General features: G+C 65.8%; 13 protein-coding genes. All 13 read right to left on the bottom strand.

The window, feature by feature from the left end; translation table 11 throughout:
• Nucleotides 1-32 precede the first annotated feature (32 nt).
• A complete protein-coding gene (gene tpiA, locus NFU08_RS00975; RefSeq protein ID WP_251420149.1) occupies nt 33-848 on the bottom strand; it encodes a triose-phosphate isomerase in 816 nt (271 codons plus the stop codon).
• A 115-nt stretch (nt 849-963) separates the two neighbouring features.
• A complete protein-coding gene (locus NFU08_RS00980; protein WP_251420150.1) occupies nt 964-2,190 on the bottom strand; it encodes a phosphoglycerate kinase in 1,227 nt (408 codons plus the stop codon).
• A gap of 10 nt (nt 2,191-2,200) precedes the next feature.
• Nucleotides 2,201-3,211 (bottom strand): type I glyceraldehyde-3-phosphate dehydrogenase, encoded by a 1,011-nt coding sequence (gene gap / locus NFU08_RS00985; protein WP_104187307.1) that lies wholly within the window; start codon nt 3,209-3,211, stop codon nt 2,201-2,203.
• Between the two features lie 262 nt (nt 3,212-3,473).
• Nucleotides 3,474-4,100, bottom strand: a complete 627-nt coding sequence (locus NFU08_RS00990; protein WP_066280635.1) for a superoxide dismutase — start codon at nt 4,098-4,100, stop codon at nt 3,474-3,476.
• Between the two features lie 99 nt (nt 4,101-4,199).
• Complete coding sequence (whiA, locus tag NFU08_RS00995) at nt 4,200-5,180, bottom strand: DNA-binding protein WhiA (protein ID WP_015937022.1); 981 nt, start codon at nt 5,178-5,180, stop codon at nt 4,200-4,202.
• A gap of 9 nt (nt 5,181-5,189) precedes the next feature.
• Nucleotides 5,190-6,206, bottom strand: coding sequence for a uridine diphosphate-N-acetylglucosamine-binding protein YvcK (gene yvcK, locus NFU08_RS01000; protein ID WP_251420151.1), 1,017 nt, complete (start codon nt 6,204-6,206; stop codon nt 5,190-5,192).
• On the bottom strand, nt 6,206-7,129 hold the full coding sequence (rapZ, locus tag NFU08_RS01005) for an RNase adapter RapZ (protein ID WP_104187314.1): 924 nt from the start codon (nt 7,127-7,129) through the stop codon (nt 6,206-6,208). Before rapZ ends, yvcK begins: the two co-directional genes overlap by 1 nt.
• Nucleotides 7,130-7,219: 90 nt before the next feature.
• Nucleotides 7,220-9,259 carry an excinuclease ABC subunit UvrC gene (gene uvrC, locus NFU08_RS01010; RefSeq protein ID WP_251420152.1) on the bottom strand — a complete coding sequence of 680 codons (2,040 nt, stop codon included), beginning with the start codon at nt 9,257-9,259 and terminating at the stop codon, nt 7,220-7,222.
• A 30-nt stretch (nt 9,260-9,289) separates the two neighbouring features.
• Nucleotides 9,290-9,958: a 1-acyl-sn-glycerol-3-phosphate acyltransferase gene (locus tag NFU08_RS01015; protein WP_251420153.1), complete on the bottom strand. Its 669-nt coding sequence runs from the start codon at nt 9,956-9,958 to the stop codon at nt 9,290-9,292.
• The gene (locus NFU08_RS01020; protein ID WP_191034529.1) at nt 9,945-10,661 is read right to left on the bottom strand and encodes an HAD hydrolase-like protein; all 717 of its coding nucleotides are present in this window, start codon (nt 10,659-10,661) and stop codon (nt 9,945-9,947) included. The genes NFU08_RS01015 and NFU08_RS01020 overlap by 14 nt, the downstream gene beginning before the upstream one ends.
• A 69-nt stretch (nt 10,662-10,730) precedes the next feature.
• The gene (gene uvrA / locus NFU08_RS01025) at nt 10,731-13,655 is read right to left on the bottom strand and encodes an excinuclease ABC subunit UvrA (protein ID WP_174174592.1); all 2,925 of its coding nucleotides are present in this window, start codon (nt 13,653-13,655) and stop codon (nt 10,731-10,733) included.
• 47 nt (nt 13,656-13,702) lie between these two features.
• Nucleotides 13,703-14,083: a GntR family transcriptional regulator gene (locus NFU08_RS01030; RefSeq protein WP_174174594.1), complete on the bottom strand. Its 381-nt coding sequence runs from the start codon at nt 14,081-14,083 to the stop codon at nt 13,703-13,705.
• The gene (locus tag NFU08_RS01035) at nt 14,080-15,798 is read right to left on the bottom strand and encodes an ABC transporter ATP-binding protein (RefSeq protein ID WP_251420154.1); all 1,719 of its coding nucleotides are present in this window, start codon (nt 15,796-15,798) and stop codon (nt 14,080-14,082) included. Before NFU08_RS01035 ends, NFU08_RS01030 begins: the two co-directional genes overlap by 4 nt.
• Between the last annotated feature and the right edge of the window lie 4 nt (nt 15,799-15,802).

Genomic DNA, 15,802 nt, shown 5'->3' on the forward strand with positions numbered 1-15,802 from the left:
TGGAATTGCGGGAGTGTGCGCGGCGGGACGGACTAGTCCGTCACCAGGTGACTCTCGAACCTGACAATATTAGCAAACTCGGCCGGATCGAGGCTCGCCCCGCCCACCAGCAGGCCGTCAACGTCGCGTTCCTTGAGGATCGCGGCCGCGTTGTTGGCCTTGACCGAGCCGCCATACAGCAGGCGGGTCTTCGCGGCTGTTTCCGCTCCGAACAGCTCCCCGAGCTCGGCGCGGATTGCCGCACACATTTCCTGCGCGTCTTCCGGGCCCGCTACTTCACCGGTGCCGATGGCCCAGACGGGTTCGTACGCGACGACGAGCTCAGCCGCCTGGTCGCCGGTCAGCCCGGCCACGCCGGCACGCAACTGCTCCAGGGTGTGGTTGACGTGGGTTCCTGCCTGGCGGATCTCCAGGCCTTCGCCAACGCAGAGCACCGGCGTGACGCCGTGCTTGAAGGCGGCCTTGACCTTGGCGTTGAGGACGTCGTCGGATTCGTTGTGGATGGTGCGGCGTTCGCTGTGGCCCACCAGGACGTACTTGCAGCCGAGCTTGTTCAGGAACTGGCCGGAGATGTCGCCGGTGTAGGCGCCGGAGTCGAACTGTGAGAGGTCCTGCCCGCCGTAGGCGATGTCCAGGTCGTCTCCCTGGACAAGGGTCTGGACGCCGCGGAGATCCGTGAACGGCGGGAAGACGGCAACCTCAACCCGGCTGTAGTCGTGCTTGGCGTCGGAAAGGGTCCAGGCAAGTTTCTGCAGCAGGGTGATGCCCTGCACGTGGTCCATGTTCATCTTCCAGTTGCCCGCGATGAATGGCTTGCGGTCGAAAGCGCCGTTCGTTGACGTTGTCACGTGTTCTCCAAAAGTTCTTGATAAGTGTTCGGCCGGCAGGCTGCCGTGGGCAACCTGCCGGCCGGAGGGACTGAAGGGTCAGGTACTGCTGCCGGAGGGAACCACCGGGCAGGCCCTACCGGTCCAGGACGCTGAGCCCCGGCAGTTCCTTGCCTTCGAGGTATTCCAGGCTGGCACCGCCGCCGGTGGAAATATGGCCGAACTGGTCGTCGGCAAACCCGAGCGTGCGGACCGCAGCGGCAGAGTCTCCGCCGCCGACCACAGTGAACGCTTCGGTTTCGGTGAGGGCCTGGGCGATGGCGCGGGTGCCGGCGGAGAAGGCTTCGAACTCGAAGACACCCATCGGGCCGTTCCAGAACACCGTCCTGGCCCCCTTGATCCGCTCGGCGAATGCTGCCGCCGAGTCCGGTCCAATGTCCAGCCCGATGCCCTGGGCACCGAAACTGCTGCCCTCGATGTTGTCCGCAGGGACGGTCTCGTGGGCGGCGTCTGCGGCGAACTTCTCCGCCACCACGACGTCCGTGGGCACGACGAACTCCGTGCCGGCGTCCGCTGCCCGCTTGAGGTAATCCTGGACCACGGGAATCTGGTCCTCCTCGAGCAGGCTGGAAGCCACTTTGTGCCCTGCTGCGGCGAGGAACGTGAAGAGCATTCCGCCGCCCACCAGGATGGTGTCAGCCTTGCCCAGCAGGTTGTCGATGACAGCCAGCTTGTCCGAGACCTTGGAGCCGCCGAGCACCACCACGTAGGGGCGCTGGGTGTCCGTGGTGAGCTTCCGCAGGACTTCCACCTCGGTGTGCACAAGGTCGCCGAGGTAGGACGGAAGCCGGGTGGCGACGTCGTACACGCTCGCGTGCTTGCGGTGCACGGCTCCGAAGGCGTCGTCCACGTAGGCGCCGTTTTCACCGGTCAGGGCCACCAGCTCGTCAGCGAAGGCGCCGCGCTCGGCGTCGTCCTTGCTGGTTTCGCGGGGATCGAACCGGACGTTCTCGAGGACAAGGACCTCGCCGTCCCGCAGGGACGCTGCTGCCTCCCTGGCGGCGCTGCCGACGGTGTCGGCGGCGAGGGTGACCTTGAAGCCGGCCAGTTCAGCCAGGCGGCTTACTGCGGGCCGAAGGGAGTATTTCTCCTCTGGAGCGCCCTTGGGGCGTCCGAGGTGGGCTGTTACCAGCACGCGGGCACCGGCGTCCGTGAGCTTTGACAGCACTGGCAGTGAGGCCTTGATGCGGCCGTCGTCAGTGACTGTAGAGCCGTCGAGCGGCACATTCAGGTCACTTCGAACCAGAATGTACCGCCCGCGGACACCTTCAGCGATGAGTTCGTTGAGGGTGTTTGATGTCATGTGTCTAACCCTAGCCCAGCTTGGCTGCGACAAGCTCCGTGAGGTCGACGAGGCGGTTGGAGTAGCCCCATTCGTTGTCATACCAGGAAACAACCTTGACCTGGTTGCCGATCACCTTGGTCAGGCCGGAGTCGAAGATGGACGAAGCCGGGTCGCCGACGATGTCGCTGGAGACGATGGGCTCGTCGGTGTAGGTCAGGAAACCCTGCAGCTCCTCGGACTCGGCAGCGCGCTTGAGGGCGGCGTTGACTTCCTCCACGGTGGTCTCGCGGGAGACCGTGACCGTCAGGTCGGTGGCGGAGCCGGTGGGCACGGGAACGCGGATGGCGTAGCCGTCCAGCTTGCCCTTGAGTTCGGGCAGCACCAGGCCGATGGCCTTGGCGGCACCGGTGGACGTGGGCACCATGTTGATGGCGGCGGCACGGGCGCGGCGCAGGTCCTTGTGCGGGCCGTCCTGCAGGTTCTGGTCGGCGGTGTAGGCGTGGACCGTGGTCATGAGGCCGCGCTCGATGCCGAACTCGTCGTTGACCACCTTGGCCAGCGGGCCGAGGCAGTTGGTGGTGCAGGAAGCGTTGGAGATGATGTGGTGCGTGGCGTTGTCATACAGGTTGTGGTTCACGCCCATCACAATGGTGATGTCCTCGTCAGAGGCAGGAGCGGAAATCAGGACCTTCTTGGCGCCGGCATCGATGTGCTTCTGGGCGTCGGCGGCCTTGGTGAAGAAGCCGGTGGATTCGATCACGATGTCCACGCCCAGCTCGCCCCACGGAAGGTTGGCGGGATCCCGCTCGGCGAGGACCTTGACGACGGTGCCGTTGACGACGATGTTGCCGTCCTTGACCTCGATGGTTTCCTTCAGGCGGCCGCCGACGGAGTCGTACTTGAAGAGGTGTGCGAGTGCTTCGGGGCTGGTGAGGTCGTTGACTGCAACGATCTCCAGGTCCGCGCCCTGTGCGAGTGCTGCGCGGAAGTAGTTGCGGCCAATACGGCCAAAGCCGTTGATACCAATACGGGTCGTCACTTGTTCAGTCTCCTTGGTGCTTTCAGAAGCACAACTAGTTGAGCGGGCTATCAAGCCAACTAACAGATCCCGCACGCCATTGGGCAGAGATGATTTACATACGGAGGGCGACCAGCCTCATTGCTGAAGGCTAACCGCCTTCCGTGACCTATCTTACGTTTAACTGGGTCCGCCCCCGCAAGTGCGGGGGCGGACCGTCCACATCCCGGCCTTTATATGTCCGAATTGTGAAGTTTGTTACACCGTGGTGCGGTACACCTCACTACGGAAGCGTGATGAGACCCGTGGCGCTGGTGCGGGCAGCCTCGAAGCGCTTTGCGACGTCGGCCCAGTTGACGATGTTCCAGAACGCCTTGACGTAGTCGGCCTTCACGTTGACGTAGTCCAGGTAGAAGGCGTGCTCCCACATGTCCAGCATCAGCAGCGGGGTGGTGCCGAGCGCAACGTTGCCCTGCTGGTCGTAGAGCTGCTCGATGACCAGGTTGCCGCCGATGGGCTCGTAGGCGAGGAAGCCCCAGCCGGAACCCTGCAAGCCAAGTGCAGCCGCGGAGAACTGGGCACGGAAGGCGTCGAAGGAGCCGAAGGCGTCATCGATGGCCGCTGCGAGTTCACCCTCGGGCTTGTCGCCGCCGTCCGGGGAGAGGTTGTTCCAGAACACCGAGTGGTTGACGTGCCCGCCGGTGTGGAATGCCAGGTCCTTGGAGAGCCGGTTGATGTTGGCGAAGTCGCCCTTCTCCCGGGCTTCCGCCAGCTGGGCCAGGGCGTTGTTGGCCCCGGCCACGTAGGCTGCGTGGTGCTTGCTGTGGTGCAGCTCCATGATGCGCGCGGAAATGTGCGGCTCCAGGGCGGCGTAGTCGTAGCTGAGTTCGGGCAATACGTACTCGGTCACAAAATCCTCCAATATCGTGGACATTCGGTCCGGTTGGTAACTCTCGGATTATGCATCCGGGCGGCTGGCGCCCGGAATCTTTTTGATTCTATGGGGCTGTCACTCATCCAGCATTTCAGGCGTCACATTGGCGTCCGTCCCCGGGATGCCGAGGTCGAGGGCGCGCTTGTCGGCCATGGCCAGCAGCCGGCGGATTCGGCCGGCAATGGCGTCCTTGGTCATGACCGGGTCCGCGAGCCGTCCCAGCTCATCCAGGCTGGCCTGCTTGTGCGCCACCCGGAGTTCGCCGGCGTACTTCAGGTGGTCCGGAACGTCGTCGCCGAGGATCTCAAGCGCCCTGTCCACGCGGGCTCCCGCCGCCACGGCCGCCTGGGCGGAGCGGCGCAGGTTGGCGTCGTCGAAGTTGGCCAGGCGGTTGGCGGTGGCCCGGACCTCCTTGCGCATCCGCCGTTCCTCCCACACCATCAGCGCATCATGGGCGCCCATCCGGGTAAGGAGGGCGGCGATGGTGTCGCCGTCGCGGATGACCACCCGGTCCACGCCGCGGACTTCGCGGGCCTTCGCCTGGATATCCAGCCGGCGTGCAGCGCCCACGAGCGCCAGTGCGGACTCCGGCCCCGGGCAGGTGACCTCAAGGGAGGAGGAACGCCCGGGTTCCGTCAGCGAACCGTGCGCCAGGAAGGCGCCGCGCCAGACGGCTTCGGCGTCCGCGGCGGAACCGTTGACGACGGCGGACGGCAGCCCGCGCACGGGGCGTCCGCGGCCGTCGAGGAGGCCTGTCTGGCGGGCCAGCGCCTCGCCGTCGCGGACGACCCGGACCACGTAGCGGCTGGCCCGGCGCAGTCCCCCGGCGGAGACCACGATGATTTCGCTCTGGTGTCCGTAGACTTCGGCGATGGCTGCCCGCAGGCGCCGCGCCGTGGAGGCGAGGTCCACTTCCGCCTCGATGACGATGCGGCCGGAAATGATGTGCAGCCCGCCTGCAAAACGGAGCATGGCGGAAACCTCGGCCTTGCGCACTGATGACTTTTTGATGTCCAGACGGGACAGTTCTTCTTTGACCGATGCTGTCAGTGCCATGGCACCTTCCTAACTGTTCCCAAAAATGTCCTGGTACGCCGTCGCCAGACGCAAGGGGTCGTGGACGGGACGGCGGCCCGACGCCCCTACTTTACCCAAGACCACCTCGGCACCGATCATCGCGGCGGCTTTCTCGAACTCCTGCCGGTCCGGGACGGAGGCGGGATCGGCAAGGACCACGTCCACGCTGAACCCGGGAGCGTAGCGCCGCAGCACGTCCAGGTGGTCGGCGGCGGTCATGCCCATTGTTTCCTTGGTGTCCGTAGCCAGGTTCATGGTCAGGCAGCGCTTGGCAGGTGTCTGGCACAGTGCCTGGCGCATCTCGGGCAGGAGGAGGTGCGGGAGCACGGAGGTGTACCAGGAGCCGGGGCCCAGGATCACCCAGTCCGCGAGCTCGATGGCCGTGAGGGCTTCGACGCAGGCCGGGGCTGCCTCGGGCAGGAGCCGCACCTGCTCCAGGGATCCTGCCACGGCACAGCGGGCCTGCCCCCGGATGGTCTGGAGGGCGGTGCCGCCGTCCGGGGCGTTGACGCGCACATCCCCCTCGATGGTGAGCGGCACGGTGGACATGGGCAAGACCTGGCCGCGTGCCCCCAGCAGCGCGCCCGCCCACCTGAGCCCGGCGACGGCGTCGCCCAGCAACTCCCAGAGGGTCACAATGAGGAGGTTTCCCATGGCATGTTCGTCCAGGGATCCGCCCGGGCCCCTGCCGGGACGGAAGCGGTGCTGCATGACGTCCCGCCAGGTGCGTCCCCAGTCCGTGTCATCGCACAGCGCGGAGAGCGCCATCCGCAGGTCGCCAGGCGGAAGGACGCCGTACTCTTCGCGCAGGCGCCCGGAGGATCCGCCGTCGTCCGCTACTGTCACCACGGCCGTCAGGTCGGAGGTGAGCAGGCGCAGGGCGGAGAGTGAGGCGGACAGGCCGTGGCCGCCGCCCAGGGCAACAACGTTGGGCCCCTTGTCATGCTGGCCCGCTGCGGACCCCGCGGGCGGGACCAGCGGCAGGGCGCCGGTGAACAGCGACATTACTCCCGGCCCAGATCCCGGTGGGTGGTGGTCACCGTGACCCTGGGGTACTGCGCCAGCTTCTTGGATAGCTCGACGGCGACCGCCACCGAGCGGTGCTTGCCGCCCGTGCAGCCCACCGCGATGGTGGCGTAGTGCTTGTTCTCGCGGCGGTAGCCGTCCAGGACAGGCTCCAGTGCCATTACGTAGCGGTCCACGAAGTTCTTGACGCCCTCGGCCTCAAGCACGTAGTCGCTGACGTCCTTGTCCAGGCCGGTGTGCGGGCGCAGTTGGGGCACCCAGTGAGGGTTGGGGATGAACCTGACGTCGGCCACGTAGTTGGCGTCCACGGGCAGGCCGTACTTGAAGCCGAAGCTCATGACGTTCAGGCGCAGGGCTACGGGGCCGGTTTCGCTGAACAGTTCGGTGATGGCCGTGGCCAGGCCGTGCACGTTGTAGCCGGAAGTATCCAGCACGACGTCGGAGCTGTCGCGGAGTTCCTGCAGCAGCTCACGTTCCGCAGCGATTCCGTCCAGGATCCGGCCGCCGCCCTGCAGCGGGTGCGGCCGGCGTCCCTGTTCGAACCTTCGGACCAGGACGTTGTCGCTGGCGTCGAGGAAGAGCACGCGGAAGGTGACACCGCTGGCGGCCAGGGCTCCCAGCGCTGCGCGGATATCCGCGAACAGGCCCTTGCTGCGGACGTCGATGACCACTGCGAGCCGCGGAATGGACTGCGGGGCGTGGGACACCAGCTCCGCCAGGGTCCCCAGCATCTGCGGCGGCAGGTTTTCCACGACGTACCAGCCGTGGTCCTCGAGGGCGTCAGCGGCGGTGCTCCGCCCGGCGCCGGACATTCCGGTGACTACCAGCAGCTCCGCTTCGAGGGGCTTGACGGGCTGCAGCCCGTCCTCCCCGGCTCCGGATTCCGCCGTCGTGTCTGCCATTAAGTCCGCCCCGTTTCTGTTGTTGTCCCGCAGGCTGCCGCGTTGGCGGAAACCCCGTTCTTTACCCTAGCCAAGTTTCTTCGAAGTCCGCTAAGTTTCGATCACTTCGCCGGTGGTCATATTGATGGCCGGCACCGGAGCCGCTCCGGCACCGTCCGGGGCGAAGTGGTTGACGATCGCGCTGGCCAGGGCCGGCCCGATGCCTTTCGCCTGCGACAGCTCCGCGGCCGAGGCGGCCTTGACGCCCTTGACCGAACCGAAGTGGGCCAGCAGTGCCTTGCGCTTGGACGCGCCAAGGCCAGGCACCCCGTCCAGGGCGGAAACGGTCATCGCTTTCCCCCGCTTTTGCCGGTGGAAGGAGATGGCGAACCGGTGCGCCTCGTCCCGGATCCGCTGCAGCAGGTACAGCCCCTGCGATGTCCTGGGCAGGATCACCGGGAAGTCACTGTCCGGCAGCCATACTTCCTCCAGGCGCTTGGCAAGGCCCACCACATAGACGTCCTCGATGCCCAGGTCCGAGAGGGCGCGGGCTGCAGCGTTGACCTGCGGCTTGCCGCCGTCCACCACCACCAGGTTGGGCGGATAGGCGAACTTTGCCCGCGGCGCCGGCGTGGTGGTGTCCAGGGAACTGTCCTGTCCGTGTGCGGGATCCTGCGCGGGTTCCTGCCCCTGGTCCTGCTCCAGGTCCGGCCCGTCAGCGGACAGGGCGGCCTCATCCACCTGCGCCGACTTGTCCTGGAGGTAGTGGCGGAACCGGCGCGTCAGAACATCGTGCATGGCCGCGGTATCGTCCGCTGCGGCGGGTCCGGTGACCGAGAACTTCCGGTAGTCGGATTTCTTGGGCAGTCCGTCTTCCACGACCACCATGGAGGCCACCACGTTGGTTCCCTGCACGTGCGAGACGTCGAAGCATTCGATCCGCAGGAGCGGGACTGGAAGGTCAAGCGCATCCTGCAGCTCCTGGAGTGCCTGGGACCTCACGGTCAGGTCCCCGGCGCGCCGTGTCTTGTGGAGTTTCAGGGCGTGTTCGGCGTTCTCCCTGACCGTGGACAGCAGGGTGGCCTTGTCCCCCCGCTGGGGCACGCGGATGTCAACCTTTGCACCCCGGAGTCCGCTGAGCCACTGCGCCAGCTCGTCGGCGTTGCTTGGGGTGACGGGAACCAGGACCTCCCGGGGCAGCCTCCCGTGGCTGTCGCCGTCTTCACCGTAAACCTGCTGCAGCAGATGCTCCACAAGGTCCGGGGTGGTGGAATCCTCCACCTTTTCAACCACCCAGCCGCGCTGGCCGCGGATCCGGCCGCCGCGGACGTGGAACACCTGGACGGCGGCTTCGAGTTCGTCCTCGTGCAGGGCGAAGATATCGGCGTCCGTCTCGTCTGCGAGGACAACGGCGTTGCGCTCAAAGACCTTGCGCAGGGCGGTGATGTCATCGCGGACCCGGGCGGCGCGCTCGTAGTCAAGCTCGGCCACGGCTTCGGCCATCTGCTTTTCCAGCTTGACGATGAAGCGTTTGGCCTCCCCGCCCATGAACGCGCAGAAATCCTCGGCCAGGGCACGGTGGTCCGGCGGGGAAATCCGGCCCACGCAGGGGGCTGAACACTTGTCGATGTAGCCCAGGAGGCACGGCCGGCCGCTGGCTTCCGCGCGCTTGAACACCCCGGCGCTGCAGCTCCGCACCGGAAAGACGCGGAGCAGGGTGTCCATGGTCTCGCGGATGGCACCGGCCGTGTAGGGGCCGAAGTAGCGGGTGCCCTTTCGCTTGTCGCCGCGCATCACCTGGACGCGCGGATACTTCTCGTTCAGGGTCACGGCCAGGTAAGGGTAGGTTTTGTCGTCCCGGAAGACGACGTTGAAGCGCGGCTTGAATTCCTTGATCCAGGTGTATTCCAGCTGCAGCGACTCTAGCTCGCTGCCCACTACGGTCCATTCGACGCTGCTGGCCGCGTGGACCATGGCGTAGGTCTTGGGCAGCAGTCCGGCAGGGTTGGCGAAGTAGGAGTTCAGGCGGGAGCGCAGGCTTTTCGCCTTTCCCACGTAGATCACCCGGCCGTGCTGGTCGCGGAACCGGTACACCCCGGGGTTGGTGGGAATTTCACCCGTCTTCGGCCTGTAACTTGCTGGATTTGCCACCTATACAGTCTACTGAGGCGCCGGCAGGACTTATTCCACGGTCTTGCTCTGGTTGTAGCTGGTGGACCGTTCCTGGCCGCTGAGCTCGGCGATTGCGTCCATGATGCGGTCCGTCACTTCGCGGCGGGCCGGCAGCGAATGGTCGGGGCCGGTCTTATCGAAGTACAGCGGCTCCCCCACCTTCATGGTGAAGTGCTGGGGCCGCACGCCGTTCTCTCCCGCGCGCTGGAGGTTCTCGGTTCCGATCAGGCCCACAGGGATGACCGGCGCGCCGGTGGTCAGGGCAAGCCAGCCCACGCCGGTGCGGCCGCGGTAGAGGATCCCGTCCCGGGAGCGCGTGCCTTCGGGGTAAATGCCGATGCCCTTGCCGGATTCCAGGATGTCCAGCAGCGTCTTGAGCGCCTGCACGCTGGCTGCCTGTTCGCCACGTTCCACGGGGATGGAGCCGACGGACTCGAAGAAGGCTTTCATGACCTTGCCCTTGACGCCGCCGGTGGTGAAGTATTCGGCTTTGGCGAAGAACGCGACGGGCCGGGGCATCAATGCCTGGACAATGACGCTGTCGAAGAATGAAAGGTGGTTGGGGGCCACGATGAACGGCCCGTCGGTTGGGACGTTTTCAAGTCCGACGACGGTGGGCCGGCAGGTGCCTGAGATCAGGCTGCGGGTGGTCCAGCGTACGGCATCAAACATTGCCATCGTTGGTCACCCCGCTCATGGCAGCCGCGTGGACAGCCTGCATCCTTCCGATCAGTTCCGCGAGGCCTTCCGCAGTTTCCACGATGGCCACGGCACCTGCCTCTTCCAGTTCGCCGTCCGGGGCGAATCCCCACGCCACCCCGATGCAGTCCAGGCCGTTGGCGATGGCACCGGAAACGTCCTGCGCCCGGTCCCCCACCATGACGGCATGCTGCGTGTCCAGGTCCCTGAGTGCGGCGGCGATGATTTCGGTCTTGCCCAGGGGGATCCCCTGCACGGCGCTCTCGTCATCCGCGGAACCGTGGATCCCGTGGAAAAGCCCGTCCACGCCGTGGTGCTCCAGTACCGTGCGGGCCAGGCGCTGCGGTTTCTGGGTGGCAACAGCCACCGGCAGCCCGGCTGCGGCGAAGGCTTCCAGGACTTCGCGGACGCCCGGGTAGATGCGGCTCTGCGCGATTCCGGTGGCAACGTAGTACTCGCGGTAGAGACGGATGACCTCATCCAGCAGGTCCGCCGGCACCTGTGCCACGTTCAGCAGGGCATCACTGAGCTTCGGCCCGATCATCGAGTGGAGCAGGTCCTGGCCGGGAACCGGCAGGCCCACGGCACGCAGCGCCGAGGCAATTCCGTCTGTTATCCCACCGGCCGGATCGACAAGAGTGCCGTCCAGGTCAAAGATCACGGGCACTGTTGTTTGAGTCACCGGGTTAGTTTCTCACGACAGCACTCATGCCTGAAACTCGCATACGCGGAACGGAATACTTGTGCGGTCCTACTCCAGGATTTCGGCCAGGAAAGCAGCAGTGTGGCTGGTGGTGGACTTGGCAACCTGCTCCGGTGTTCCCGACGCAACCACCTGGCCGCCGCCGGAACCGCCGTCAGGGCCCAGGTCCACGATCCAGTCCGCGCTTTTGATGACGTCCAGGTTGTGTTCGATGGTGATCACGGTGTTGCCCTTGTCCACCAGCCCCTGCAGGACCATCAGCAGCTTGCGGATGTCCTCGAAGTGGAGCCCGGTGGTGGGCTCGTCCAGGACGTACACACTGCGTCCGTTGGACCGCTTCTGCAGCTCCGCGGCCAGCTTGACGCGCTGGGCCTCGCCGCCGGAGAGCGTGGTGGCGGGCTGGCCCAGCCGGACGTAGCCCAGCCCCACGTCCACCAGCGTGTTGAGGTGCCGTGCGATCGGCGAGAAGGCAGCGAAGAACTCCGCCCCCTCCTCGATAGGCATGTTCAGGACGTCCGCGATGGTCTTGCCCTTGTAATGCACCTCAAGGGTTTCCCGGTTGTAGCGTGCGCCATGGCATACCTCGCACGGGACGTAGACGTCCGGCAGGAAGTTCATCTCGATTTTCAGGGTGCCGTCACCGGAGCAGGCCTCGCAGCGGCCACCCTTGACGTTGAACGAGAACCTGCCGGGAAGGTAGCCGCGCACCTTGGCTTCGGTGGTTTCGGCAAAGAGCTTCCGGATGTTGTCGAAGACGCCCGTGTACGTGGCGGGGTTGGAACGCGGGGTGCGGCCGATGGGGCTCTGGTCCACATGGACAACCTTGTCCAGGTGTTCCAGGCCCTGGACAGTCTTGTGCCGGCCAGCCACCTGCTTGGCGCCGTTGAGCTTGTTGGCCAGGACCTTGTACAGGATTTCGTTGACCAGGGTGGACTTGCCCGAGCCGCTCACCCCGGTAACGGCGGTGAAGAGGCCCAGCGGGAAGGCGGCGTCCACATTCACGAGGTTGTTCTCCCGCGCCCCCACAACCTTCAGCTCCCGCTTCTTGTCGTACTTGCGGCGCTTTTTGGGGACTTCGATCGATTTGCGGCCGGACAGGTAGTCTCCGGTCAGCGACGCAGTGTTGTCCAGCAGCTCCTTATAGGAGCCGGAGTGGACCACCTGGCCGCCGTGCTCCCCCGCACCGGGCCCGATGTCCACAATCCAGTCGGCAACATGGATGGTGTCTTCGTCGTGTTCAACGACGATCAGCGTGTTTCCCATGTCCCGCAGACGGGTGAGGGTGTCAATCAGCCGACGGTTGTCCCGCTGGTGCAGGCCGATGGACGGCTCATCCAGCACATAGAGGACTCCCACCAGGCCGGAACCTATCTGGGTCGCCAGGCGGATGCGCTGCGCCTCGCCGCCGGAAAGCGTCGCGGACGGACGTTCCAGGTTCAGGTATTCAAGGCCAACATCCAGCAGGAACGTCAGGCGCGCTTGGATCTCCTTGAGCACCTGGTGGGCGATCTGCGCTTCGCGGCCGGTCAGCACCAGATTGTTCAGGAAGTCGGCGCAGTCGCGCATGGGAAGGGCGGCGACGTCGGCAATCGACTTGCCGTTGATCAGCACGGACAACGACGCCGGGTTGAGCCGGGCACCGTTGCAGGCGGGGCAGGGAACCTGGCGCATGTACTCTTCGTAGCGGTCGCGGGCCCAGTCCGAGTCCGTCTCGCCGTGCTTGCGGTGGACGTACTGGATGGCGCCTTCGAACCCGGTGCTGTATTTGCGTTCCCGGCCAAAGCGGTTCCGGTACTGCACCACCACTTTGTGGTCCTTGCCGTGCAGGACGGTCTGGCGGACGTCCTTGCCCAGTTTCTCCCACGGGGTGTCCATGGAGAAGCCGAGCTCCTTGGCCAGGCCCTCCAGCAGCCTGTTCCAGTACTCCGTGGTGGCCGTGCCCAGCGACCACGGTGCGATGGCGCCCTCGCCCAGGGAGAGTTCCGGGTTGGGAACGATCAGTTCCTCGTCCACTTCCAGCTTTGTGCCGATGCCGCTGCAGGCCGCGCAGGCGCCGAAGGGGTTGTTGAACGAGAAGGAGCGGGGCTCAATCTCGTCGATGGCAAGGGGGTGTTCGTTGGGGCAGGCCAGGTTTTCGGAGAAAGCCCGCAGCCGGCCGGGATCGTCTGCCTCAAGGTCCACGAACTCTGCCAGGACGCGGCCCTCGGCCAGGCCCAGGGCAGTCTCGATGGAGTCCGTGAGCCGCTGGCTGATGCCTTCCTTGACCACCAGGCGGTCCACGACCACCTCGATGGTGTGCTTGAACTGCTTGCCGAGCTTGGGCGGATCGCTCAGCTGCACCAGGTTTCCGTCCACCCGTGCGCGGGAGTAGCCCTTGGCAGTCAGTTCCTTGAAAAGATCGACAAACTCGCCTTTGCGCCCGCGCACCACGGGAGCAAGCACCTGGAAGCGGGTGCCCTCGTCAAGCTCCAGCAGCTGGTCCACGATCTGCTGGGGCGTCTGCTTGGCCACAGGCTCGCCGCACACGGGGCAGTGGGGACGGCCAACACGGGCCCAGAGCAGGCGCATGTAGTCGTAGATTTCGGTGATGGTGCCCACCGTGGAGCGGGGGTTCTTGCTGGTGGACTTCTGGTCGATGGAGACTGCCGGCGACAACCCCTCGATGAAATCGACGTCGGGCTTGTCCACCTGGCCCAGGAACTGGCGGGCGTAGGCGGACAGCGATTCGACGTAGCGCCGCTGGCCCTCCGCGAAGATGGTGTCAAAGGCAAGGGAGGATTTCCCGGATCCGGAGAGCCCGGTGAAGACGATCATGGCGTCCCGGGGCAGATCGAGGTCCACGTTGCGGAGGTTGTGCTCGCGGGCGCCCTTCACCACAAGGCGGGAGAGGTCCGGGCGCTGCGGGGCAGCCGCAGGGGGGACAGTTAATGCAGTGGAGGGGGCGGAGGTTTCTTCAGCTACGGCTTTAGGCACCCCATAATGCTAATCGAAAACTTCTTCGAACTTGCACGGTTCCGCCCTCAGGGAACATCGTAGGCCGCGGCCAGCAGCTTCACGGCCTCGGCGAACGTGGCGCCCTGCGCCTTGGCGGCGGCGGCGTAGGCTGCGGCCGCGGCGGAGAGCCCGCCGAGACGTTCATCACGTGCACACACCACCGTGCCGTTCCGGCCGCGGGTCGCCACGATTCCGGCCGCCTCGAGCTCCTTATAGGCCCGGGCCACCGTGTGCGGCGCAACGTCCAGGACCTCGGCCAGGGCGCGGACCGCGGGCAGCCTGGTTCCGGGAGGGAGGGATCCGTTGTCGGCCAGGTGGATGACGTGCAGCCGGAGCTGCTCGTACAACGCCACAGTGCTGGCGGTGTTGGGCCTCCACGTTCCGGGAAAGCCGGCTGCCGGCGTCATATGCCCGCCTCGAGAGCGCCAGTCCGGCCCGTGCCGGCGGAGAACTGGGCGTTGTGCAGCCGGGCGTAGTAGCTGTTGGCAGCCAGGAGGCTGTGGTGCGTGCCCTGCTCAACGATGCGTCCATGGTCCATGACCAGAATTAGATCAGCGTTGCGGATGGTGGACAAACGGTGGGCTATGACGAAGCTGGTCCTGCCCTGCCGCAAGCGCTGCATGGCCTGGCGGATCAGGAGCTCGGTCCTGGAGTCAACAGAGCTCGTGGCTTCGTCCAGGATCAGGACCGCCCTGCCGGCCAGTTGCGCGCGGGCGATGGTGAGCAGTTGCCGCTGGCCCTGGCTCAGGGGTTCACCACCGTTTTCCAGGACTGTGTCGTAACCGCAGGGCAACGCCCTCACGAACCTGTCCACGTAACTGGCCTCCGCCGCCGCGGTAATGCAGCTCTCCGTAGCCCCCGGCCGGCCGTAGGCAATGTTTTCCCGGATGGTGCCGGCGAAGAGCCATGCATCCTGCAGCACTACCCCGAACTGCTCCCGGAGCCGGTCCCGGGACATGGCGGCAATGTCCGTCCCCCCCATGGTTATCCGGCCGGAGCCGGGCTCGTAGAACCGCATCAGGAGGTTCACCACTGTGGTCTTGCCCGCCCCCGTGTGCCCCACGATGGCCACCGTCTGGCCGGGCTCCACGAAAAAGGAGAGGTTGTGTACTGCCGGGGCAGATTCCGGATAGCCGAAGGTGACGTCATTGAACTCGATGCGTCCGCCCGGCGGTACCGCTTTGGCCTCCGCGGGTTCCGGAGGATCCTCCTCCGTATCAAGGAGGGCAAAAACGCGCGCGGCGGAGGCCACGCAGGACTGGATAAGGTTCAGCATGCCGCCGATCTGTCCCACTGGCTGGGTGAAAAGCCTGCTGAACTGGATGAAAGCCTGGATCCCGCCGATGGTCATGGCGCCGGCGATGACCTGGAGGGCACCCACCACGGCCACGGCGATGTAGTTGAGGTTGGAGATCAGCACCATCAGGGGCTGCACCATACCGGCCGAGTACTGGGCTTTCGTGGCTGCGCGCGCAAGCCTGTCATTGCTCCGGCCGAAAGTCTCTGCGGCCTGGGCCTGGTGCCCGAAGGCCTTGATGACCTCGTGTCCTGAGACAAACTCCTCTACGTGCGCATTCAGCTCGCCGGTCTCCGTCCACTGCCCTGCGAAGTGTGCCTGCGAACTGCGGGCCACGAGAACGGTGATCAGGGTGGACAGCGGCACGGTGGCAATGGCGATCGCTGCGAGCAGGGGCGAGATCCAGAGCATCATGGCCAGGGACCCGCACAGCATCAGGACGGACATGATCAACTGCGTCAGGAGCTGGTTCATGGCCTGGGCAATATTGTCGATGTCGTTCGTGGCACGGCTCAGGACGTCGCCCCGGGACCGTTCCCGGAAATAGGCGGACGGCAGCCGGTGCAGCTTGTCCTCCAGCGCAGCCCGCAGGCCGTACATGAGCCCCTGGACGGAACGGGCCGTCAGCGCGCCCTGGATCCAGTTGAACAGTGAAGCAAGGACATACATCAGGGAAACGCCGGCCAGCAGGAAGCCAAGCCGCCCGTGGTCCAAAGCTCCCTGGAACACCCCTTCCACCACCACGTCCGTGGCGTCGCCCAGGTATTTCGGCGCCGCCACGTTGAGTCCCGCGAAGGCGCACGTGGCCGCCACGGCGCCGAGCATGAAA

The organism is Pseudarthrobacter sp. NCCP-2145 (assembly GCF_023708005.1).
Taxonomy (GTDB): Bacteria; Actinomycetota; Actinomycetes; order Actinomycetales; family Micrococcaceae; genus Arthrobacter; species Arthrobacter oxydans.

Excerpts from the sequence above, each read along its gene's own strand:
- NFU08_RS00980 (WP_251420150.1), bottom strand. The coding sequence starts at position 2,190 with ATGACATCAAACACCCTCAACGAACTCATCGCTGAAGGTGTCCGCGGG.
- whiA (WP_015937022.1), bottom strand. The coding sequence starts at position 5,180 with ATGGCACTGACAGCATCGGTCAAAGAAGAACTGTCCCGTCTGGACATC.
- yvcK (WP_251420151.1), bottom strand. The coding sequence starts at position 6,206 with ATGTCGCTGTTCACCGGCGCCCTGCCGCTGGTCCCGCCCGCGGGGTCC.
- rapZ (WP_104187314.1), bottom strand. The coding sequence starts at position 7,129 with ATGGCAGACACGACGGCGGAATCCGGAGCCGGGGAGGACGGGCTGCAG.
- NFU08_RS01015 (WP_251420153.1), bottom strand. The coding sequence starts at position 9,958 with ATGGCAATGTTTGATGCCGTACGCTGGACCACCCGCAGCCTGATCTCA.
- NFU08_RS01030 (WP_174174594.1), bottom strand. The coding sequence starts at position 14,083 with ATGACGCCGGCAGCCGGCTTTCCCGGAACGTGGAGGCCCAACACCGCC.
- NFU08_RS01035 (WP_251420154.1), bottom strand. The coding sequence starts at position 15,798 with ATGCTCGGCGCCGTGGCGGCCACGTGCGCCTTCGCGGGACTCAACGTG.